The sequence below is a fragment of the Stenotrophomonas sp. SMYL11 genome, assembly GCF_036320005.1.
GTDB lineage: Bacteria > Pseudomonadota > Gammaproteobacteria > Xanthomonadales > Xanthomonadaceae > Stenotrophomonas > Stenotrophomonas maltophilia_A.
In genome coordinates, this window is record NZ_JAWIRS010000012.1 from 26680 (window position 1) to 45970 (window position 19291).

The following is a 19291-nucleotide window of genomic DNA, read 5'->3' on the forward strand; positions in this document are numbered from 1 at the left end:
TTCCCATGAAAACCTCCACGCTGGTGGCCGCCCTCGCGGCTGCTCCGTTCGCCCCTGAAGCACTCGCACAATCGGCCGACGCCGCGCTCACCCTCGGCAAGGTGCAGGTACACCAGCACGGCGAAGGCCAGCTCAGTGCGCACCAGGTGCTGACCTCGGTGGACGTGCTGGGCGCGGACCAGATCGAAGACCGCAACGTCTCGCACAGCTGGGAACTGCTGGGGCAGATGCCCGGCATCCAGCTCACCGAAACGCGGCAGGGTGCCGAATCGGGCAAGGTCAGCTTCCGCGCCTTCAACGGCGAGGGCTACCTCAACGCCATCAAGACCCTCATCGACGGCATCCCCAGCAACGTCAACAGCGGCAACCAGCGCTTCATCGACATGCTGTTCCCGCTCGAAATCAGCTACATCGAAGTGGTACGCGGGACCAACGACCCGCGCTACGGCCTGCACAACATCGGCGGCAACGTGAACTTCGGTACGCGCCAGGGTGGCAACTACACCGATGCGCGGCTGGCCTACGGCAGCTACAACACCCGCGATGCGCAGCTGGCGGTGGGCCGCGAAGCGAACGGCTTCGCGCAGAACTACTTCGTCGGCACCCAGGCCAGTGATGGCTACCGCGACCACGACACCTCGAAGAAATACTCGCTGGGCGGCAAATGGTTCTACGGCTCACTGGACGATGGCCTGCGCGTGGGCCTGAGCGCGCGCGCCTACCACCATGAGGCCGACGAACCCGGTTTCATGACCGCCGACGAACTGCGCGAGCACCGCCGTGGCAGCGACCTGCGAAATGGCAACGACGGTGATGACCGCGACATGCGCCAAGTCGCCGCGCACCTGGACCTGAAGCTGTCCGACGCGCTCACCTTCGGCACGCGGCTGTACTACAACCGCTATGAAGACGACCGCCGCGTGACCTTCAGCGACCTGCCCAGCGGCAACCTGCCGCGCCAGCGCCGGGTGTGGGACGAGCGCCAGGCCGGTCTGCTCAGCACGCTCACCTGGCAGGCCAGCCCCGCACTTACCGTCGAGGGCGGCCTGAACTACGAGCAGCAGGACAACGGCTACCGCCGCGAGCGCTACGCCTACGCCGAACCCACCGATTTCAGCCAGCCACCGGCGCGCGTGCAGAACAACGACCGCCACAGCTTCGACAACTGGGGCGCTTACGTGCAGGCCATCTACCAGCCGGCCGAGGCATGGAAGATCGTGCCGGCCTACCGCGTCGACCGCTTCAGTGGCCGCACGCACCTGATGAACGGCGTCAGCGGCCGCCTGCAGGATTACGGCAGCATCGGCCAGCCCAAGCTGAGCGTCATCCACAGTCTGGGCCAGACCACCCACGTGTACGCGAACTGGGGCCGCACCTTCCAGGTGCTGATCGGCTCCACCGCACCGGCCTACCTCACCCCGGGGCAGGCGCCGATGCAGCCGTCCACCAACACCGGCATGGAGCTGGGCCTGAAGTTCCAGCCGTTCGCCGGCAGCCAGGCGCGCCTGGCGGTGTGGCAGCAGGACGCGGAAAACGAGGTATCCAACATGCCGGCCACCGGCACCACGGTCACCCTGGGCAGGACCCGCCGACGCGGCGTGGATGCGCAGGTGAGCCTGCAGCTGGGCGACGACTGGACGGTGTGGGCGTCGCACGCCTACCAGGAAGCGAAGATCACCCGCGACGACCGCGACGCCAGCATTTCCCTGCAGGGCCGCGAAGTGGCCGCCACCCCGCGCCATATCAGCAACCTGGGGGTGGACTACCGCGCCAGCGACGCGCTGCGCCTCGGCCTGCAGGCGCGGGCACAGGGCGACTACTACCTGGAAGAGCGCAACGTGGCCGGCAGGTTCGGCGGCTTCGCCGTGCTCGACCTCAGCGCCGCGTACCAGATCAACCCGCGCTGGAGCGTGGATCTGCAACTGAAGAACGTCACCGGCCGCGAGTACGCCTACGCCTGGTACGACAGCTTCTTCTGGGACAGCGCCCGCCCGATGTTCTCGCCGGCCCCGGCGCGCAGCGTGTTCGTCGGCCTCAACATGAAGCTGTAACCGGCCACGCATCTGGTAGTGGTCGAGCTTGCTCGACCTGCAGCAGGGGTCAGGGCCCTTTCCTGACGGAAAGGGCCCTGACCCCGAACCCGCGTTTTGCACTACATTGGTGCAATGTCCGACCCCGCACCCCCGCCGTCCCTCGATGCCCTGGGCACGCCGTTGGCCTGGGCCGGGGCCGATGGCTGCATTGCCGGCTGCAATCCGGCCTTCGCCCGCTGGCTGGGCGTCAGCGCCCGGCGCCTGCTGGGTCGGCCGCTGGCGGCACTGGAAGTGCAGGGCGAAGCCCTGGCCCATTTCCTGGCCCGCGATGAGCGCGACAGCCTGCGCCTGAACCGGCTGGCGCTGGCGGTGCCTGGCGAGGCGCCGCGCTTCGCCGAGGGCTGGATGAGCCGCCGCGACGATGGTGGCTGGCTGCTGGAGGCGCACCCGGTAGATGAATTCCCAGGGCTGGACCCGACCCAGGCCCTGCCCAGCGCGCTCAGTGCGGCGCTGAAGGGACTGGCCCACGAGCTGCGCAACCCACTGGCCGGGCTGAAGGGCGCGGCCCAGCTGCTGGCCCGCCGCGCCGCCCAGCGCGACGCCAGCGAACGCGAGCTGATCGAACTGATCGGCTCGGAGATCGAACGCCTCAACGGCCTGCTCGACCAACTTCTGTCGCCGGCGCCGGCCGCGCCGCATGCCGAACTGAACATCCATGCGGCGCTCGAGCGCGTGCTGCGCCTGGCCGAGAACGAGGCCGGCTGGGCGGTACGCCTGCAGCGCGACTACGACCCCAGCATTCCCGAATTCCACGGTGACGCCGACCGCCTCACCCAGGCGGTCTGGAACCTGGTGCGCAACGCGATCCAGGCCGGTGCCGGCAGCATCACCCTGCGCACCCGCGTCGAGCATGGCGTACGCATCGCCGAGCAGCTGCACACGCTGGCGCTGCGCCTGGAGATTGCCGACGACGGCCGTGGCGTGCCCGAGGAGCTGGCCGAGCACCTGTTCCTGCCGCTGGTCAGTGGCCGTGCCGAAGGCACTGGCCTGGGCCTGGCGCTGGCGCAGCAGGTCGCGCGCGAGCATCGCGGCACGCTGACCTACCGCTCGCGCCCGGGCCACACCGTATTCACCCTGCTGCTGCCGATCGGCAACGGCGCCGCCCTGGCCGAGGAGGCCCCGCGCGATGTCTGAGTCCTTTTCGTCCCCGCAGCGCATCTGGGTGGTCGATGATGATCGTGCCGTGCGCTTCGTGCTGTGCACCGCGCTGCGCGAGGCGGGCTACCAGGTCGTCGATTTCGACAGCGCCGCACCCGCCCTGCAGGCCCTGAACGAGGGCCCGCCGCCGGCGCTGCTGTTCACCGATGTACGCATGCCCGGCGACGATGGTCTGGTGTTGCTGGACAAGCTGAAAGCCGCGCTGCCGCAGCTGCCGGTGGTGGTGATGTCGGCCTACACCGATGTGGCCAGCACGGCCGGTGCGTTCCGCGGCGGCGCGCATGAATTCCTGTCCAAGCCGTTCGATCTGGACGACGCCGTGGCGCTCGCGCAGCGTGTGCTGCCGGCCGTTGCACCGGCACTGGCGGCGCCCACACCTGCGGCGGAAGCGCATGGCGACCAGCCACCGCAACTGGTGGGCGATACGCCGCCGATGCGCGCGCTGTTCCGCGCCATCGGTCGCCTGGCGCAGGCGCCGCTGGCGGTGCTGATCACCGGCGAGACCGGTACCGGCAAGGAACTGGTGGCCAATGCGCTGCATCGCGAATCGCCGCGTGCGCAGGGGCCGTTCGTCGCGCTCAATACTGCTGCAATCCCGTCCGAGCTGCTGGAAAGCGAGTTGTTCGGCCACGAAGCCGGTGCCTTCACCGGTGCCCAGCGCCGCCATATCGGTCGCTTCGAGCAGGCCAACGGCGGCACGCTGTTCCTCGATGAAATCGGCGACATGCCACTGCCGCTGCAGACCCGCCTGCTGCGTGTGCTGGCGCAGGGCGAGTTCTTCCGCGTCGGTGGCCGCGAGTTGATCCGCGTCGACGTGCGGGTGATTGCCGCCACCCACCAGGATCTGGAAGGACTGGTCGCGCAGGGGAAGTTCCGCGCCGATCTGCTGCACCGCCTGGACGTGGTGCGCCTGCAGCTGCCACCGCTGCGCGAGCGTCGCGAGGACATCGCACAACTGGCCAGTACGTTCCTGGCCGCCGCCGCACGCAAGCTGGATACGCCGCCGAAGCGCCTGACCGCTGCCGCACTGCAGGCGCTGCGCGAACACGACTGGCCGGGCAACGTGCGCGAACTGGAAAACGTGTGCTGGCGGATGGCGGCGCTGGCCGCCGCTGACACCATTGGCGTGGCCGACGTGGATACCGCGCTCAACCGTACGCGCGGTCGTCGCAGCAGTACCACCAGCGCCGATCTGGGGCAGTGGGAGGCGCTGCTGGCCGAATGGGCACGCCGGCAGCTGGCCGAAGGCGTGGAAGGGCTGCACGCGCAGGTGCGTGAGCGGGTCGACCATGCATTGCTGGAAGCCGCGCTGCAGATCACCCACGGCCGCCGCGCCGAAGCCGCTGCCCGCCTGGGCCTTGGCCGCAATACCCTTACCCGCAAGCTGGGCGCTGGCCGTCGCCGTGGGGGCCATTGAACGGTCCCTGCATGCGATCCTCGCGCCCGCTTGCCGAACCGTTGATCGTTCATGGACGATGCCGTCCGTAGTGTCACCTGCAAGGAGTCTTCGATGCGTCTGTCCTTTGCCATCCTGCCGTTGTCCGCCGCCGTGCTGCTGTCTGCCTGTGGCAGTGCGCCGAAGAAGGCTGAACCCACCCCGCCACCGCCGGTCGCGGTCAGCGCCGCAAAACAGGCCGAGGCCAATCTGGCGCCGGCGTCGGCCAGCATCGTCAGTGGCCGCATCGCGCTGAGGGTGGAACCCGGTGGCATCCACATCACCGGCCTGATCGGTGGCCTGCAGCCGATGCAGCAGGCCGGTTTCCACATCCACGAGCGCGGCGACTGCAGCGCGGTGGATGCCAGCAGTGCCGGCAATCACTTCAATCCCGGTGGCGCTGCGCATGGCCGCGCCGGCACCGGCAAGCACCACCTGGGCGACATGGACAATCTGCGTGCCGACGCCCAGGGCCGCGCCAACGTCGATATCCACCTCAAGGGCGTTACCCTTGGCGGAGGCGCCGCCACCGATATCGCCGGCCGTGCACTGGTCGTGCATGCCAACGCCGACGACTATCGCAGCCAGCCCGCCGGCAATGCCGGCGTCCGCATCGCCTGTGGCGTGATCCGGGTCGTCCGCTGATCACTGCAGGCATCATCCAGGGAGAGATTCCATGCGTTTGATCCACACTTCGCTGTTCGCGGCCATTGCCGCACTGGGCCTGGCGGCCTGCAACCAGCAGCCGGCCGCGCCGCAGGCTGAAACCGCGCCGGCCGCTCCGGCCGACGGCGCCACCGCCGAACCGGCCGCAGCACCTGCACCGGCTGCCGATGCCTCGGCCACGGCCGAGCTGGCTCCGACCCAGGGTAACGAGACCAAGGGCAGCGTCACCTTCAAGGTGGTTGAGGGCAAGGTCCACGTGACCGGCCAGATCAGCGGCCTGAAGCCGGGCAGCGAGCACGGCTTCCACATACACGAAAAGGGCGACTGCAGCGCGCCGGACGGCATGAGCGCCGGTGGCCACTTCAACCCGGGCAAGCAGGATCACGGCAGCGTGTCCGCCGATCCGCACCACGGCGGCGACATGCCCAACATCAAGGCCGACGACAAGGGCGTGGCCACCATCGACGGCCCGGTGTCGAGCAACGTCAACATCGGCAAGGGTGATGACTTCGACATCATTGGACGTGGCCTGATCGTCCATGCCGATGCGGATGACTACAAGACCCAGCCGACCGGCAACGCCGGTGCGCGCCTGGCGTGTGCGGTGATCCAGAAGGCCCCGTAAGGGCGCTTTTGCTGGAAACGGGAAACGCCGGCGCAAGCCGGCGTTTTTCCTTATAGGTAGTGCCGGCCGCTGGCCGGCAATCGCAGATCCGGAGGTTGCCGGCCAGCGGGCCGCCAAACCCTCAGGCCACCCGGATCAGCGTGCCAGCAGCTCGCGCGCGTCCTGACCGGCTTCGCAGTGCACGAACAGCACCGGCACGCCGTGCGCTTCCAGCACCGCGGCCATCTGCCGCTGGCGCATCAGGAACTGCTCGTAGATCCCCTTCAGGCGGTCGCAGTCGTTCTTGCCGTGGTTGTAGTGCGCGCACCAACCGGCCGGGTCGAACAGCGCCATGCGTGCTTCGCCATGGGTGTAGCGCAGCAGCGGCTCGGGTGCGGCATTGAGCCACTCGTCCTCGCTTGGCGCCATGATCGCGGTTTCGATCAGCGGCCACAGCGCGGCCAAGCCCTGATTGTCGTACTGCATCGACATCATCGCGGCCAGATCATTCACGGTGAAATAGCGCGCATGCTCGATGCGGGCACCGAAGGTGTTCTGCGCCATCAACGCGGTGTCGGCATGCGCCATGCCGTTGGCCAGCAGTGTTTCTTCCAGCGCATTGGCGACCGCGTTGGTGGTGGCCACGTCGCTGCCGGTCAGCAGGAACGGCACCACGCGCAGGCCACCGCCCACCAGGCTGGAATCGGCTTGGAACGGCAGCGGCACGTCACCGTTGGCATCGGTACCGAAGGCCAGCAGGCGCGGGCCCTGGTTACGCCCCGGGGCACGCATCTGCAGTTCTTCCAGGCGGCGATGGATCGGCCAGCCCGGGCGCAGTACTTCGGCCGGGTCGAAATGGGCGGCGGCGAACACCAGGTCCAGCTCGGCCACCTGCGGCACCAGCTTGGACAGGTCGCGGCCGACGCGATCGGCCAGTTCACCGGCCTGTTCGGCGCTGAGTACCGCCTGGCGGGGGATTTCGCCGCCGGCCAGTTCCAGGGCCAGCACGCCAAGGGCATTCATCGCGGGGTCGGGTTTGCTCATGGTTCCACGGTTGGCCCATCACAGGGCGGCAGCTACACTTGGCTCCATTATGCCTGCTCCGTCGTGCAGGCCATGTTGCAGACACCCTCATCCATGCCAGGTATCTCCATGCCCAACGCTCGTCCCGTCGCCATCCTCGGTGGCGTCCGCATTCCGTTCTGCCGCCAGAACACCGCGTATTCGGATGTCGGCAACCTCGGCATGTCGGTCCGTACGCTGGGCGCGCTGGTCGAACGTTTCGGCCTGCACGGCCAGCAGCTCGGTGAAGTGGCGATGGGTGCGGTGATCAAGCACTCCAGCGACTGGAACTTGGGCCGCGAAGCCACGCTGTCTTCCGGCCTGTCGCCGTTGACCCCGGGCATCACCCTGCAGCGTGCCTGCGGCACCTCGTTGGACAGCATCATCACGGTTGCCAACAAGATCGCGCTGGGCCAGATCGAATCGGGCATCGGCGGTGGTTCGGACACCACCTCCGACGTGCCGATCGTCTACGGCAAGAAGCTGCGTGCACGCCTGCTGGCGGCCAACCGTGCCAAGAGCACCGGCGACAAGATCCGCGCGCTCACCGCCGGCTTCAAGTTCTCCGAGCTCAAGCCCGAGTTCCCGGGCGTGGCCGAACCGCGCACCGGCAAGAGCATGGGCGACCACTGCGAGGACATGGCCAAGGAATGGAACATCTCGCGTGACTCGCAGGACGAGTGGGCGGTGTCGTCGCACAAGAAGCTGGCTGCCGCCTATGATCGCGGTTTCTTCAACGACTTGATCGCACCGTTCCGTGGCGTCGAGCGCGACAACATCCTGCGCCCGGACACCTCCCTGGAGAAGCTGGCCACGCTGAAGCCGGCGTTCGACAAGGTCTCCGGCCGCGGCACGCTCACCGCCGCCAACTCCACGCCGCTGACCGACGGTGCCGCCGCCGTGCTGCTGGCCAGCGAAGAGTGGGCGCGCGCCCACGGCCATGAGCCGCAGGCCTATCTGCGCGATGCGCATGTCTCGGCGGTGGACTTCGTGCATGGCGAAGGACTGCTGATGGCGCCGACCGTGGCCGTGCCGGAGATGCTCAAGCGCAACGGCCTGACCCTGCAGGACTTCGATATCTACGAGATCCACGAGGCCTTCGCCGCACAGGTGCTGTGCACCCTGCGTGCGTGGGAGAGCGAGGATTACTGCCGCAACCGCCTGGGTCTGGATGCACCGATGGGCCGCATCGACCCGGACAAGATCAACCTGCTGGGCTCGTCGCTGGCCACCGGCCACCCGTTTGCCGCCACCGGCGCCCGCGTGATCGCCACGGCAGCCAAGCAGCTGGCCGAACGCGGCGGTGGCCGCGCGCTGGTATCGATCTGCACCGCCGGCGGCATGGGCGTAGTGGCGATCGTCGAACGCTGATCGCTGCGACCGCGTGCCAACCAAGGTTGGCGACTACCGGGTTCCACAGATGAAAGCGCCGCCCAATGGGCGGCGTTTTTTTCTTGCTCCGATGGGTGCCGACCGTTGGTCGGCACACTCAGCAGGGATCACGGCAACCGTGGATTGCCGAACTCGTCGCGCTCTTCGTTGGCGTCATACACCGGCGGCTGCACCGTAACCGGGTGCTCTTCCACCGTGGCACGCAGCGGCGTTTCGGTGCCGCGCACCAGTTCCACGCTGTCCTCGCCACGCTGCAGTCGCAGCGCATTGGCCAGGCACTGTGCGGCCAGCGCGTGCTCGCCACGCTGTGCGAACAGTTCACCCAGTGCTTCCCACGCAGGAGCACCCGCGCCGGCGGCGATGGCCTCGTGCAGGAACGCATCGGCGGCATCCCACTGCTGCTGGGCCAGGGCCACGCGGCCCTGTGCCAGGCGCAGCGCAGCCGAGCTGTCGTGCACGTTGCGCCAGCGCGCGAGGTTGGCCTGGCGCGTGGCCAGGCGCTCGGCCGGCAGGCGGCCATACAGCGCCACCAGTTCGTCGTCCCAACGCTGGTCCAGTGCCTGTTCCAGCGCCAGCAACGCCGGCTCATCCCAGTTCAGGGCCACCGCACGGCTGGCATACGCACCGACCACGTCCGGGGTCGGGCGCAGCGCCTTCGGCGTGGCTTCCCACTGCGCGGCCAGCGCATTGACGTCGGCTGCTTCCAGCAGCGCCTGTGCGGCCAGGCGTGCTTCCAGTTCGCTGTTGGCGTCGGCCGGCAGCACCTTGCTCTGGCGCAGTGCACCCAGCTGGCCATACGCCTCGTGGGCGCGGCCGGCCTGTGCCAGCGCTTCGGTACGCAGCCACAGGCCGCGCGGCGGCAGCGGCTGGATCGTCGCCACATCCAACGCGTTGATCGCATCCACCGGCAGATCGCGCGCCAGCAGCTGTTCGGCGCGCAGAAGCGCCTGCAGGGTGGCATCGCTCTCGCCCAGGCGCTGCAGCAGGGCTTCACCGGCGGGGCCGTCGGCACGCGCCTGCGCACTACGCACGGCGTTGGCCAGCGCCACCGCACTCACTTCCGGATCCTTGGCGGCGCCATCCAGCAGCTTCTCGGCACGCTGCCACTGGCCGTGCTCATAGGCCTGCAGGCCGTCGATCAGGCGCACCCGGCCCTGCTTGCGGCGGTAGCGGCCCCAGGCGCGGAACGGTGCAGCGATCAGGCTCCACAGCAGCCACAGCACCAGCACCGCGATCACTGTCAGCAGCGCCACCTTCGGCAGGTTGCTGTGGTAGTCGTAGCCGCCGTAGCGCAGGGTCACTTCGCCGAAGCGGTTGAGGTCATCGGCGCCGAGCCATTGCGCGGCCACCACGCCGATGGCCACGGCCAGCAACAGCACGACCAAGGATTGCAGGGGTTTCATGGGGGATTACCTCCGGTCGGTCTGGGTACGCAGCTGCTGCAGGGTGCTGCCAAGAACAGCGTTGCTGGCCTGCAGCGGAAGCTCGCGCAAGGCCTTCAGTTCAGCACGTTGCGCGCGCAGGGCCGGTGAATCCGGCCAACGCCGCTGTGCCCAGTGTTCCACGCGCGCCAATGCGGTATCGCGGCCGGTGCGGTCGCCACGTTCGATCGCGGCGCGCGCCAGGGTCAGTTCCAGCTGCAGCGCGTCGTCGGCATTGCGGCGTTCGGCGGCGGTCAGCGGACCGTTCTGGCGACTCGGGGTGATGTCCACGAACGGTGCCAGCGTGGACTGCCACCAGGGCTTGCCGGCGCCGGGCGCGGTGTCACTTGGCACCTGCGAGGGCAGGCCCTGCAAGGCCTTGGCCAGCGCATCCAACCGCTGCAGCGATTGCACGCGCGGGCCGGTGCCCAGCGCATCCAGTGCATCGCGTTCCTGTACCAGGGCCTGGCGCAGGTTCAGGCCGTCGCTGTCGGGCAGATCGGCCAGCGCGGTGGCGGCCTGTGCATACAGGCGGCGTGCGCCTTCCACGTCGTCGGCGTAGTTCAGGCGTTGCGCCGCCTGGGTCAGCAGCAGCTCGGCCTCATCGCGCTGTACCGCCTGGCGGCCCTGGTTGGCGCTGTCGGCCAGCTTGGCCAGGTTCTCTTCCAGCAGCGCACTGCGCTGGGAAAGGCCCAGCATCTCGTCGCGCAGCACGCGGTTGGTGGTCGCCGCATCCTGCAGGCGCTGGCTGGTTGCGCGCTGGTCGCGGCGCAATGCATCCAGCGTCGCCTGCAGGCCCTGCAGCTGTACGGCCGTGGTCTGCGCCTGCGCTTCCTGTTCATGCTGTTGCTGCTGCCAGACGTACCAGCCGGCATAGCCGCCCACGCCAAGCACGACCACCCCGGCCAGCGGCAGCAGCCAGCGCACGGGTCGACGGGGCGGGGAAACGGGCGGAGTCTCGTTCATGGGGCTTCCTTGTCGGCACCGTCGCCGGTCAGGTTCCGGCAGGCCGCGTTGTGCACAGCATCACTGTTGCCGACCACAGCGGCAAGCGTGACGCACGTCCCTGTTCAGTTCGCTGCCGGGACGGTGAGCGTGGCGTGTGCAGCCGCCACCAGCTGCGCGGTGGTGGGCCCGGCCGCGTGCACCACGCGCTGCAGCCCCAATGCATGCGCCTGTTCGCCCAGCCGTTCGCTGGCCACGACGGCGGTGGCATGTGCCTGACAGCGTTGCTGCAATGCCGGCGGAAGCTGCTGCCAGAAATGCAGCAACGCCTCACCACTGCTGACCGCCAGCCCCAACGGCTGTGCTGAATGCGCCAATCGAGCCAGCGTGCGCGGCGACAGGCGCAGCAGGCGACGCTGGTAGACATCGGCACGTTCGATGCTGGCGCCGGCCGCCTGCAACTGCGCAGCGATCAGGCCGCGCCCGCCGGGGGCGGTCACCAGCCCGATGCGCAGGCCCTGCACCTCGGCCAGCACCGGCAGCGCCAGCAGGCCCTCGCTGTCCATCCGCTGCGGCGCATGCACCTCGGCGACGCCGTGCACCCGCAGCGCGCGCGCGGTGCCTTCGCCCACGGTCAGCCACGGGCTGCGTTGCGCCTCGGCCAGTGGCAACAGGGTGGCGGCTGCGGTAACGGCGGCCGGGCTGGTGAACACCACCCGATCGCAGTTCAGCGCGCGTTGCAGCTGGCGCACCACTGGCATGCCCTTCAGGCGCTGCAGGCGCCAGGGTGGCAGCGCCACCACATGCCCGCCCAGCCCAGCAACGGCGCGGCGCAGCGCGGAATTCTGGCCCTGCGGTCGCAGCGAAATGAGGGTCCAGCCCGGCTCGGAACCGGCGGCGCCAGTGGGTATCGTATGGTCGGCCATTGCCTGCATTATGCGGGCCCTTCGTTGTCGTGGTCTCTGCTCCGATGTCCGTTGATGCTCTGACTTCCTCGCTGGCCGCCCTGCAGGACGTGCTTGACTGCATGCCGGCGGTCCGCGCCATGCAGATCCAGCTCGACGGCTATGCCGATGGCGTGCTGCGCATCACCGCGCCGCTGGCCGCCAACGTCAACGACAAGGGCAACGCCTTCGGTGGCAGCCTGGCCTCGGTGCTGACCCTGTCCGGCTGGGCGCTGGTCAGCCTGCGCCTGCGCCTGGCCGGCCACGATGCCGAGGTCTACGTGGCCGACAGCAACCTGCGCTACCTGGCACCGGTCTACGAAGACCTGCACGCCCATGCCGAAGCGGCCGAGGCCACTGGCTGGGATGCCTTCCTGAACACCTTCCGCCAGCGCCGCAAGGCCCGCATCAGCATCATCGCCACCCAGCCCGGTGCCGATGGCAAGCCCGCCGCCGAGTTCAGCGGTCGCTTCGTTGCCTTCGCCAAAGGGTAGGATGGCAGGCTGACGTTCTGGGGAAACCACCGATGCGCCGCCTCATCCAGTTCCTGATGTGTTGCCTGCTGCTGGCCAGCGCCGTGGCCTCGGCCGATGACCTGACCCGCAAGCAGCGCAAGCTGCTGGAAGAGACCCAGATCGCCTACGGCGCCACCATCCGTTGGGGCAGCATGGACGATGCCATCGGCTATCTGGACCCCAAGCTGCGCAAGGAAAAGCCGCCCACCGAGTTCGAGCTCAACCGCTACGCGCAGCTGCGCGTGTCGTCCTACCGCGAGCGCAGCAGCGCCGCGCTGGACGGGGGCCTGGTAGAGCGCCGGGTCGAAATCGGGGTGATCAACCAGAACACCCAGGCCGAACGCACCGTGGTGGTGGTCGAGCGCTGGCGCTGGGATGCCGAAGCCAAGCGCTGGTGGCAGACCGCCGGCCTGCCGGACCTGTGGAAGGGGCAGTGACGGGCCGCGTCCGGCTTGTGCGACAATCGGCGCCCGCTTAATCGACCCGTGACCTGAGTGAATTACGAAGAGTTGCTGGCCTTTGCAGGCCGAAACCCGATGCTGTCCGCGGCCCTGGTCGGCCTGACCGTGGCCATCATCGTCACCGAGATCCGCCGCCTGTTCCGGGGCTTCAAGGGCATCAAGCCCGCCGAACTGACCCAGCTGATCAACGCGGGCGGCACGGTGGTGGTCGACCTGTCGGCCAGCGGTGACTTCGAGAAGGGCCACATTGCCGGCAGCCGCAACGCCCAGGCCAGTGCCTTCGGCCCGGACAACAAGCTGGTGGCCAACGCCAGGCAGTCGCCGGTGGTGCTGGTGTGCCGCAGCGGCAACGCCTCGGAAACCGCCGCCAAGGCGCTGAAGAAGGCCGGCTTCGAAAAGGTCTATGTGCTCGACGGCGGCATTCCCGCCTGGCAGCAGGCCGAGCTGCCGCTGGTCAAGGGCCGCAACTGATTGCCGCAGGTGGCGGATCCGGCCTTGTATGGGCCTGATCCCGCCCCCATCGCAGTAGTTCGACCATCGTTTTCATTGCATTCACCTGGAGTTACTGGAAATGTCCGAAGAGATCACCAACGGCGCCGCTGCGCCGGTCGATGCCGCTACCGGCCCTGCTTTCACCGTCGAGAAGATCTACGTCAAGGACGTCTCCTTCGAGTCGCCGAACGCTCCGACCATCTTCAATGACCAGGTGCAGCCGGAGCTGCAGCTGAACCTGAACCAGCAGGTGCAGCGCCTGGGTGAGAACGCCTTCGAAGTCGTGCTGGCCGTGACCCTGACCTGCCAGGCCGGTGAGCGCACCGCCTACGTGGCCGAAGTGAAGCAGGCCGGCGTGTTCGGCCTGGTCGGCCTGGACCCGCAGTCGATCGACGTGCTGCTCGGCACCCAGTGCCCGAACATCCTGTTCCCGTACGTGCGCCAGCTGGTCAGCGACCTGATCCAGGCCGGCGGCTTCCCGCCGTTCTTCCTGCAGCCGATCAACTTCGAAGGCCTGTACGCAGAAACCCTGCGCCAGCGCCAGGAGCAGGGCGACGCACCGTCGCTGGCTGACTCCGAGCCGGCTGGCAACGCCTGATTCCTGCCGCGACGTCACGGATGAGCACTACCGCTGACAAGATCGCCGTGCTGGGCGCCGGTTCCTGGGGAACCGCGCTGGCCAGCCTGCTCGCACGGCACGGTCACCCGACCGTGCTGTGGGGGCGCGATGCTGCCGTGGTCGAAGCCATCGACCAGCGCCACGAGAACCCGCGCTACCTGCCGGGCATCCCGCTGCCGGACAGCCTGCGTGCCACCACCGACCTGGCGTCGGCGGTGGAGGGCGCGGCCTGGATCCTGGTGGTGACCCCCTCGCACGCCTTCGGTGAAACCGTGCGTGCGCTGGCACCACTGCGCCCGGCCGGTGCCGGCGTAGCCTGGGCCACCAAGGGCTTCGAACCCGGTTCGGGCCGCTTCCTGCATGAAGTGGCGCGCGAAGTGCTGGGCGAGGACGTGCCGCTGGCCGTCGTCACCGGGCCGTCGTTCGCCAAGGAAGTGACCCAGGGCCTGCCGACCGCGATCACCGTGCATGGCGACGTGCCCGAGTTCGCGCAGACGGTGGCCGAGGCGATGCACGGCCCGGCGTTCCGCGCCTACACCGGCGACGACATGGTCGGTGCCGAGCTGGGCGGTGCGATGAAGAACGTGCTGGCCGTGGCCACCGGCGTGGCCGATGGCATGCAGCTGGGCCTCAACGCCCGTGCCGGCCTGATCACCCGTGGCCTCAACGAGATGCTGCGCCTGGCCGCGGCGATCGGCGCCAAGCCCGAAACGCTGATGGGCCTGGCTGGCCTCGGCGATCTGGTGCTGACCTGCACCGGCGACCTGTCGCGCAACCGCCGCCTGGGCCTGGCCCTGGGCCGCGGCCAGACGCTGCAGGATGCCGTGCGCGAAATCGGCCAAGTGGTCGAGTCGGTGCAGACCGCCGACGAAGTGATGCGACAGGCACGCCGTCATGGCATCGACCTGCCGATCTCCGACCGCGTGCGTGCCGTGCTGCACGGCGAGCAGACGCCTGAGGAAGGCCTGCGCGCGCTGCTGGCGCGGGAACAGAAACCGGAGTATCCGGATACGCTGTTCAAGTGAATCGAAAAACCCCGGCTACGTGCCGGGTTTTTTTTGCGCGCTGCATCCACGCATGGCGTGGATCTACTCCGGAACCCGCTTCTGGTAGCTGCCAACCTTGGTTGGCGCCCGGTAGCGCCGGGCCATGCCCGGCGGAAAACCCGCACCGCGTCCGTGGCCTCGCGTTGGTGTTGTCCATGTCCGAGAAGATCAACTACGGCCCATCACCCACGCGCTTCAACGTGAGCGTGAACTTGCCGGTATCGCCCATGTTGTTGCCGTAGCGGTAGGCACCAATGATGTAGCCCGTGTTCCCCTCCACCGAGTAGGCCAACGCACGCAGCCGCAACGGGCTGCCGCCCTGGCCGGCATACGCGCGTTCAATCGCATCGCGTCCGCGCACGGGGGGGCCGGTTGCTCTGCAGGATGAAACCATCCTCGGCGAACAGGGCAGCCAGTTCCTTGGCATCACCCGTGCGCCACGCCTGCTCGTAGTCGCGCAGCACGCGCTCCAGCGGCGCGGGCAAGGCTGCATCCGGGAGAGGCTTCGCGCCTTCTGCATCGTGGGCCACGGCCGGCGATGCCAGCAGCAGGGCACTGCAGAAGATCATGGTGAGTCGTGTGCGGCGCATGCGTCCAGGCCCTGGCGATGATGAGAAGGCGACGGACGCATCCTAGCGCGCCGCTGGTTAGAATCACGCGTCCGTCGATTCGGCGGATGCAGCGCAGATCAGACAAGGACACGCGATGAAGATGCGAATCACCGGGATGGCGATGATGGCCGCGCTCGACGCGATGATGACGCTCGCGCAGAAGGTAGAGTTGGCAACGTGGAGATCAAGCCGTCGCGTTCGCCCGCCCGCCCGCTGAGCAGCCTCAGCGAGATCGGACGCCGTATTACGCATTCAGTGCAGTTGCTTTGACGGGTGATGTCGGAATCGTCCTGCCCGCGCGCGAAATGCATCCGTATCCAATCGTCTCGGGAGTTCAGCGCTGTGATCGAGTACCTCATTTCTGCTATGGAAAGCTATGAATTGCCCTGTGATCCGCAAAAAAAGCAAGGCAACGGGGTTTACAACGTTCGAAATATATGTATAACTTCAGCTACTGCTCAGCTTTACGAGCCATGGAACGGTTGAACATGATCGGGACGTCCCGCAGTATCTGTTGCACAATCGTCGTAATTCCCTAGGTTTCTCTTTCGGGTCGCGATAACGCCCGCTGGCTTGCCCGGCAGGGTCGCCGTATGCGCGCTTCGCCAGCAACGCCGTGAATAAAATGTGTTTGGTAGTCGACCGCAGCCCCTGTCCGCGTCGCTTCTGCGTGCGCGTGTCGGACGCAACGAGAAAGGACTTCCATGAGCAATCCGGCCAAGGTACTTGTCAAGTCGCCGCTTGACGCGATTCCCATTCTGCTGGTCAGCGACGTGCCTGACTCATGCGTGGCGCGATGGAGCCCGTCCAGATTCAATGTACAGGCCACGACCGCCGAGGGCTGGCTGCTGCTTTGGAATACCTACACGGGCAACATGAATGCGTTCAAGCCAACGCAGCGTGACGCCGTGCTCGAGCTCATTTCGCGACGGGGTGTTGCCTCGGATGCGTCGCCGCTGGTTGCCTATTTCAGTGATCGTGGCTACCTCGTCCCTGAGAGTGCGGACGAACTTCGGCGCGTGCAACACGCGTTCGGCAAAGAAAGTCACCGCACCGACAAACTCGAGCTGATTCTGTTGCCCTCGGAGGACTGCAACTTCCGGTGTACCTACTGCTATGAGGATTTCCGGCGCGGCACCATGCTGCCCGAAGTGCGTGAAGGAATCCGAAATCTAGTAATGGCGCGTGCCAGGACCTTGCGTGAGTTGACCGTCAACTGGTTTGGCGGCGAGCCGCTGTATGGCATGGAGGCTATCGACGAGCTCGCGCCTTTCTTCGCCGCAATCGCGCAGGAGCACGGGATTTCATACTTCAGCCACATGACGACCAACGGATTCTTGTTGACAGATGACGTGGCGCAGCGGCTGCTGGCAGCGGAGATCACCGACTTCCAGATCACGCTGGACGGTCTGGCCGAAGACCACGACAAGATGCGACCGGCCCGCGATGGAAGCGGGACTTTCGATACCATCTACGAAAATCTGGTCAGCCTGTCACGGCGCCCGGAAGACTACAGCGTCGTCATCCGGGTCAATTTCACCAGCGAAAATGCTCCAAAACTTGAGCCCATGCTTGAGAAACTGCGTGCAGCCTTCGCCGGCGACAGCCGCTTCACCCTTTCGTTCCATTCGGTCGGGCGGTGGGGCGGTGACAACGACGCGGATCTGGCCGTTTGCGGGCGCGATGAGGCGCAACATTACCGCATGAAGTTGAAAGCGGCCGCACGCACGCTTGGACTGAGGGTGACCAGCGGCTGGATGCCCGGAGCCGGCGTGGGATCGCAGGTCTGCTATGCCGCCAGGCCCTACAACTTCATCGTGGGTGCCCACGGTGACCTGATGAAGTGCACCATCGACCTCGACAAGCGCGATCGCAACATCGTCGGGACGCTGTCACGCGACGGCACGCTGCAACTGGATCAGGACAAGTTCGCACTGTGGACCGAGCCGGCTTTCGAACGCGACACCGGCTGCCAGAGTTGCCACATGCTGCCGGCATGCCAGGGCATTCATTGTCCCCAGATCCGCTTTGATACCGGCCGTCGCCCCTGTCCAGGCATTCGCAGGACAGCCAAGCAAGAGATGGTGGACTTCTTCGAGGCCAAGCAGGCGCAGCAGCGCAGCGCAGCAGATCCGCTGCTGCTGCCTCTTCCCACCTCTGCCGGTGCCACACCCGAGCACGAGCTCGTTGATGCGGCTAACTGACACCATAGCGAAGGAGCGCAGTATGAGCGATGCACGGTCGCACTACGAAGAACTGCTTGCCAAGGGCGCGACGCACTCGACGATGCACGCGGCCATCCACGCGATGACCGATGCCGACCTTGCATCCTATGGCCTGAATGCCTACCGGATGAACCTGATATCGCTGTTTGGCTCGCTTTGGTCGCCGCAGCGCGTCGAAGCCACGGCACGGTCCGCGGTGCGCTCCAAGCTGTGGCTTGGATGGGAGTACTACCAGCACCATCTGCCTGGGCAGGGCACGTTGCCGTCGCCGCCGCACCTGCTCGGTGGCTTGGTCGAACGCGTCCAGTCACTGCTTGCACTCGGACGTGGTCTGCTGGTTGCCTCGTTTCACCAAGGGCATATGCGGCATATTGCCTCGGACCTTGCCAACGCCGGGCTGCACATGCATTTGCCGCTGGCTACCGACGCCTGGCGCGATTATCAAGCTGCCCAGGCCGCGACGCCGGGGGCGGCAATGTGGCAGTACTTCCATTACCTCAATGTCGAAGTACCTGGCGGCGCCCTGGCACTTGCACGAGCTTTGGGGCGGAAGGGACTGGTGTACTCCACTCTGGATGGCAATACAGGCATGGACGGCCCGCGGGGCACTGAGCGTCGAACGCAGGTGAGCATGCATGGCCGCAACGTCATGGTGAAAGATGGCCTGCTGACCATGGCAGCGAAGTTTGGCACGCCGATCCTTCCCGTCATCGCACATTCCGAAGGGGACAGCCGCGTCTGTCGATTCGGCACGGTGCTTGATCCAGGCGCTCGTCTGTCCGGAAGCGAAGCGACAGCGTTCGTGGCTGGTGCCGCGCAGTCGCTGTACGGGTTGTTGGCCGACGATCTGAGTGAATACGCCGGAGAGTGGTGTGGTGGGGACCTCTTTCACCAGTGGCGTGTCCCCGAAGCACACGGTGAGATGGATGCGGCGGCGGCAGAGAACATCGTGCGCCAGGTGCTTGAAGGTCACGCACGCGTGGCTGTCAATCCCAGACGTGCAACCGCATTGGCAGCCTCGGGTGATGTGATGCTGCTCGATGCGCTCAGTATGCGGGGCTACAAGGTTCCGGCCAATGCTGCAGATTTTTTTGAAGAAGACATGTCGCAGGCAGTCCGGGGGGACAGCATTCCGCAGGAAGGTGCGCCCGGAGGCGCCGCATGGCTGCGGGCCATGGTTGGACGCGACCTGCTGATGCTGAGCGCGCGACGTTGAACGGGTTTGCTGCCTGCAACGGCAGCGAAGTCCCTGCCTCAGGGCACGCAGAGGCGAGGGAGGATCGAGGTGAGTGTGCCACCAGCGGTGGGGCGGCTCCGTCCCGCCATCCTTTGAATGGAACTTGAGGAATCCTGCATCATGAACAATGAAACCACTTCCCAGACTGAAGTCCTGCTGGTTGACGAATTCGAGATCATCGAGCTGGAAGACCGTCTGGAGCTGGCGGGCCGCTGCAATGGACGTTGTGACACCACCCAGCCGGAACTGTCGGCAGGCTAAGCGCTGTCGTGGGGGGGGGGGGGGGGGGGGGGGCCCCCCCCCCCCGCGCCGGGGGGGGGGGGGGGGGGGCGGGGGGGGGGGGGGGGGGGGGGGCGGGCGGGGGG

At 67.2% G+C, this 19291-nt stretch carries 19 protein-coding genes and 1 pseudogene; 15 read left to right on the top strand and 5 right to left on the bottom strand.

The genetic code is table 11. The features are described from left to right. The first annotated feature begins 5 nt into the window (after positions 1-5). The 5 genes from V3B46_RS16015 (at position 6) to V3B46_RS16035 (ending at position 5977) form a co-directional block, all read left to right on the top strand. Positions 6-2051, top strand: coding sequence for a TonB-dependent receptor (locus V3B46_RS16015; RefSeq protein ID WP_329892313.1), 2046 nt, complete (start codon positions 6-8; stop codon positions 2049-2051). 114 nt (positions 2052-2165) lie between these two features. Further along, on the top strand, positions 2166-3227 hold the full coding sequence (locus V3B46_RS16020; protein ID WP_329892314.1) for a two-component system sensor histidine kinase NtrB: 1062 nt from the start codon (positions 2166-2168) through the stop codon (positions 3225-3227). Continuing rightward, the gene (gene ntrC, locus V3B46_RS16025) at positions 3220-4668 is read left to right on the top strand and encodes a nitrogen regulation protein NR(I) (RefSeq protein WP_329892315.1); all 1449 of its coding nucleotides are present in this window, start codon (positions 3220-3222) and stop codon (positions 4666-4668) included. The genes V3B46_RS16020 and ntrC overlap by 8 nt, the downstream gene beginning before the upstream one ends. A gap of 93 nt (positions 4669-4761) precedes the next feature. Continuing rightward, positions 4762-5331 (top strand): superoxide dismutase family protein, encoded by a 570-nt coding sequence (locus V3B46_RS16030; protein ID WP_329892316.1) that lies wholly within the window; start codon positions 4762-4764, stop codon positions 5329-5331. Positions 5332-5362: 31 nt separating this feature from the next. After that, positions 5363-5977 (top strand): superoxide dismutase family protein, encoded by a 615-nt coding sequence (locus V3B46_RS16035; protein ID WP_329892317.1) that lies wholly within the window; start codon positions 5363-5365, stop codon positions 5975-5977. A 135-nt stretch (positions 5978-6112) separates the two neighbouring features. Here the strand turns inward: V3B46_RS16035 and V3B46_RS16040 are convergent, their stop codons facing one another. Further along, positions 6113-7000 (bottom strand): hypothetical protein, encoded by an 888-nt coding sequence (locus tag V3B46_RS16040; RefSeq protein ID WP_329892318.1) that lies wholly within the window; start codon positions 6998-7000, stop codon positions 6113-6115. A 93-nt stretch (positions 7001-7093) separates the two neighbouring features. On the opposite strand from V3B46_RS16040, the gene V3B46_RS16045 reads away from it, so the two are divergent. Then, positions 7094-8389, top strand: a complete 1296-nt coding sequence (locus V3B46_RS16045) for an acetyl-CoA C-acetyltransferase (protein ID WP_329892319.1) — start codon at positions 7094-7096, stop codon at positions 8387-8389. A 128-nt stretch (positions 8390-8517) separates the two neighbouring features. Here the strand turns inward: V3B46_RS16045 and V3B46_RS16050 are convergent, their stop codons facing one another. From V3B46_RS16050 to V3B46_RS16060, 3 genes are all read right to left on the bottom strand, one after another. Further along, positions 8518-9813: a heme biosynthesis HemY N-terminal domain-containing protein gene (locus V3B46_RS16050; RefSeq protein ID WP_154261884.1), complete on the bottom strand. Its 1296-nt coding sequence runs from the start codon at positions 9811-9813 to the stop codon at positions 8518-8520. Between the two features lie 6 nt (positions 9814-9819). Then, on the bottom strand, positions 9820-10797 hold the full coding sequence (locus tag V3B46_RS16055) for a uroporphyrinogen-III C-methyltransferase (protein ID WP_329892320.1): 978 nt from the start codon (positions 10795-10797) through the stop codon (positions 9820-9822). Positions 10798-10901: 104 nt separating this feature from the next. Then, positions 10902-11711, bottom strand: a complete 810-nt coding sequence (locus tag V3B46_RS16060) for a uroporphyrinogen-III synthase (RefSeq protein WP_329892321.1) — start codon at positions 11709-11711, stop codon at positions 10902-10904. 35 nt (positions 11712-11746) lie between these two features. On the opposite strand from V3B46_RS16060, the gene V3B46_RS16065 reads away from it, so the two are divergent. From V3B46_RS16065 to V3B46_RS16085, 5 genes are all read left to right on the top strand, one after another. Then, a complete protein-coding gene (locus V3B46_RS16065) occupies positions 11747-12214 on the top strand; it encodes a YiiD C-terminal domain-containing protein (protein WP_005407593.1) in 468 nt (155 codons plus the stop codon). 32 nt (positions 12215-12246) lie between these two features. Continuing rightward, positions 12247-12672, top strand: coding sequence for a hypothetical protein (locus V3B46_RS16070; protein WP_329892322.1), 426 nt, complete (start codon positions 12247-12249; stop codon positions 12670-12672). Between the two features lie 57 nt (positions 12673-12729). Then, complete coding sequence (locus tag V3B46_RS16075) at positions 12730-13167, top strand: rhodanese-like domain-containing protein (RefSeq protein WP_019661923.1); 438 nt, start codon at positions 12730-12732, stop codon at positions 13165-13167. A gap of 100 nt (positions 13168-13267) precedes the next feature. Continuing rightward, a complete protein-coding gene (secB, locus tag V3B46_RS16080) occupies positions 13268-13786 on the top strand; it encodes a protein-export chaperone SecB (RefSeq protein ID WP_004153553.1) in 519 nt (172 codons plus the stop codon). A gap of 20 nt (positions 13787-13806) precedes the next feature. Beyond that, the gene (locus tag V3B46_RS16085; RefSeq protein WP_005407597.1) at positions 13807-14832 is read left to right on the top strand and encodes an NAD(P)H-dependent glycerol-3-phosphate dehydrogenase; all 1026 of its coding nucleotides are present in this window, start codon (positions 13807-13809) and stop codon (positions 14830-14832) included. A 193-nt stretch (positions 14833-15025) separates the two neighbouring features. On the opposite strand, the pseudogene V3B46_RS16090 reads toward V3B46_RS16085, so the two are convergent. After that, positions 15026-15422: pseudogene (locus V3B46_RS16090) on the bottom strand (YybH family protein). A 136-nt stretch (positions 15423-15558) separates the two neighbouring features. On the opposite strand from V3B46_RS16090, the gene V3B46_RS16095 reads away from it, so the two are divergent. The 4 genes from V3B46_RS16095 to V3B46_RS16110 all read left to right on the top strand — a co-directional run bounded on the left by V3B46_RS16095 (position 15559) and on the right by V3B46_RS16110 (position 19187). After that, positions 15559-15681, top strand: coding sequence for a hypothetical protein (locus tag V3B46_RS16095; RefSeq protein WP_329892323.1), 123 nt, complete (start codon positions 15559-15561; stop codon positions 15679-15681). A gap of 487 nt (positions 15682-16168) precedes the next feature. After that, on the top strand, positions 16169-17668 hold the full coding sequence (locus V3B46_RS16100) for a radical SAM/SPASM domain-containing protein (protein ID WP_329892324.1): 1500 nt from the start codon (positions 16169-16171) through the stop codon (positions 17666-17668). A gap of 22 nt (positions 17669-17690) precedes the next feature. Next, positions 17691-18905, top strand: coding sequence for a lysophospholipid acyltransferase family protein (locus V3B46_RS16105; RefSeq protein WP_329892325.1), 1215 nt, complete (start codon positions 17691-17693; stop codon positions 18903-18905). A 141-nt stretch (positions 18906-19046) separates the two neighbouring features. Beyond that, entirely contained in the window at positions 19047-19187 is a 141-nt protein-coding gene (locus tag V3B46_RS16110; protein WP_329892326.1) for a hypothetical protein, read from the top strand. Positions 19188-19291 lie beyond the last annotated feature (104 nt).

Excerpts from the sequence above, each read along its gene's own strand:
- V3B46_RS16055 (WP_329892320.1), bottom strand. The coding sequence starts at position 10,797 with ATGAACGAGACTCCGCCCGTTTCCCCGCCCCGTCGACCCGTGCGCTGG.
- V3B46_RS16065 (WP_005407593.1), top strand. The coding sequence starts at position 11,747 with ATGTCCGTTGATGCTCTGACTTCCTCGCTGGCCGCCCTGCAGGACGTG.
- V3B46_RS16035 (WP_329892317.1), top strand. The coding sequence starts at position 5,363 with ATGCGTTTGATCCACACTTCGCTGTTCGCGGCCATTGCCGCACTGGGC.
- ntrC (WP_329892315.1), top strand. The coding sequence starts at position 3,220 with ATGTCTGAGTCCTTTTCGTCCCCGCAGCGCATCTGGGTGGTCGATGAT.
- V3B46_RS16070 (WP_329892322.1), top strand. The coding sequence starts at position 12,247 with ATGCGCCGCCTCATCCAGTTCCTGATGTGTTGCCTGCTGCTGGCCAGC.
- V3B46_RS16060 (WP_329892321.1), bottom strand. The coding sequence starts at position 11,711 with ATGCAGGCAATGGCCGACCATACGATACCCACTGGCGCCGCCGGTTCC.
- V3B46_RS16095 (WP_329892323.1), top strand. The coding sequence starts at position 15,559 with ATGAAGATGCGAATCACCGGGATGGCGATGATGGCCGCGCTCGACGCG.
- V3B46_RS16085 (WP_005407597.1), top strand. The coding sequence starts at position 13,807 with ATGAGCACTACCGCTGACAAGATCGCCGTGCTGGGCGCCGGTTCCTGG.
- secB (WP_004153553.1), top strand. The coding sequence starts at position 13,268 with ATGTCCGAAGAGATCACCAACGGCGCCGCTGCGCCGGTCGATGCCGCT.
- V3B46_RS16020 (WP_329892314.1), top strand. The coding sequence starts at position 2,166 with ATGTCCGACCCCGCACCCCCGCCGTCCCTCGATGCCCTGGGCACGCCG.
- V3B46_RS16100 (WP_329892324.1), top strand. The coding sequence starts at position 16,169 with ATGAGCAATCCGGCCAAGGTACTTGTCAAGTCGCCGCTTGACGCGATT.
- V3B46_RS16015 (WP_329892313.1), top strand. The coding sequence starts at position 6 with ATGAAAACCTCCACGCTGGTGGCCGCCCTCGCGGCTGCTCCGTTCGCC.
- V3B46_RS16050 (WP_154261884.1), bottom strand. The coding sequence starts at position 9,813 with ATGAAACCCCTGCAATCCTTGGTCGTGCTGTTGCTGGCCGTGGCCATC.
- V3B46_RS16030 (WP_329892316.1), top strand. The coding sequence starts at position 4,762 with ATGCGTCTGTCCTTTGCCATCCTGCCGTTGTCCGCCGCCGTGCTGCTG.
- V3B46_RS16040 (WP_329892318.1), bottom strand. The coding sequence starts at position 7,000 with ATGAGCAAACCCGACCCCGCGATGAATGCCCTTGGCGTGCTGGCCCTG.
- V3B46_RS16105 (WP_329892325.1), top strand. The coding sequence starts at position 17,691 with ATGAGCGATGCACGGTCGCACTACGAAGAACTGCTTGCCAAGGGCGCG.
- V3B46_RS16110 (WP_329892326.1), top strand. The coding sequence starts at position 19,047 with ATGAACAATGAAACCACTTCCCAGACTGAAGTCCTGCTGGTTGACGAA.
- V3B46_RS16045 (WP_329892319.1), top strand. The coding sequence starts at position 7,094 with ATGCCAGGTATCTCCATGCCCAACGCTCGTCCCGTCGCCATCCTCGGT.